Raw genomic sequence first — 1,466 nt, forward strand, 5'->3', positions numbered from 1 at the left:
AAATAACACAAAGCGGGCTTTTAGCTTAAATTCAAAGGCCGGGCCAAGGTTTAAGGCTATCCGCTCACTGCTGAAAGTTGAGTAACGATTCCAGCTAGCCAGTTCGCCTGTTGCGTCAGTTGAGCTAGAACGGTCTCCATCTGCGTGTATTGTTCTATCAACCCCTTTTCTTTGATGGCTAAGCGTTGTTCGAAATCTGCGATGCGTTTATCTATAGTAGTGATCCTATTGTTTAAATGATTTATCTCGCTTGCGACTCGTCCTTTGGTCGCTGTCGTAGAGCCTACGACAATGGGAACATTGTCAACGATGTTTCCGATAAAGTTATCAAATTTTGCCGTTACAGTCGTCATAAGCGAAGCTACGTCCTCTGAATTTGCTATCATGGCATCCATGAATTTATCGGCATCAAATACGAGCTTGCCGCTTTTCCCATAATCGGCCGCTTCGGTGGTTATTCCGATCTGAGACAGCATTTTAAAGGCACCTTCCGTTGCTATGGGATCGGAGATAAGAGCGCGCATTCTGGATTTTGTTTGCCAAAGCAGGGGATCTCCTCGGAGCATTCCTATTCTCTTTTGGTAATCTTCCGTTGGGTCTTCTATAGGTTTTTCCGATACCCTGATATTGATCCAATCTATGGCAGCATTATAGGCTTCCACGAAATCGTTTATTGCATTTACGGCCTTTTCGGCATCGAGCACTATATCAGTTACCACATGCCCAACTCCATTTAACTTAAAGGTAAGGCCTTCAACCAAGTCGCTGATTTCATTGCTCGATCTTTGGACTTCCAGTCCGTCTATTTTTAATAATGCGTCTTGTGCCGCTTTAATTTCGTGAGTAAAATTTCCTTCGCTCCAAATTTCAAGGGCACTTAAAATGTCGTCATCGTCATTAACGACTGTGATGGCATTGCTTTCTCCAGTATCGTTGCTCGTAAGTATCAACTTGTTGTCCAAGATCCTTGCAGTAATGCCTAAAGGTAATTCTTCCTCAGTGGTAGCGGAGTTAATTTTCTCCGCTAATGACGATAAAGTATCGCTTTCGATTACTTCGATCTCAGCCTCATTTGCTCCCACTTTAATTGTGAAATTTCCCTCCAAACCAAGGGCAGCTGAAGGGTCGTCTACTTTTTTGCTTGCCACGCTGTGTGCTTGCGCAAGCTGCTCGACTTCAATATCGTATCTTGCAATTTCAGCGTCGGCCGTTGCCGTTATGCTCAGGACGGATGAAGGATCTAAAGAGCTGCCAATGTTAGCAATCTCTGCAGTTTTTGCCAGATAAGTGGAAGACAGCTTAAGTGGCGTTAAAGTTGAGCGCAGTGTTTTGAAATTTGCGCTAAATTCATTGTAAAGGTCTATCCTAAATTCAAGTTTTTCTTTTTCTGAAGTCCAAACGTCAGCGATTTTACGCTCTCGTTCCATGATCTTGTCTATCATAGTTCCCCAGTCTATGCCCGAAAC

At 43.7% G+C, this 1,466-nt stretch carries 1 protein-coding gene; it reads right to left on the minus strand.

Features of this window, described 5'->3' with window-relative positions; genetic code table 11:
* Positions 1-56 precede the first annotated feature (56 nt).
* A partial coding sequence (gene fliD, locus Q7P41_RS12200) for a flagellar filament capping protein FliD (RefSeq protein WP_303884614.1) occupies positions 57-1,466 on the minus strand: 1,410 nt, incomplete at its 5' end.

This window comes from Acetomicrobium mobile, from assembly GCF_937920065.1.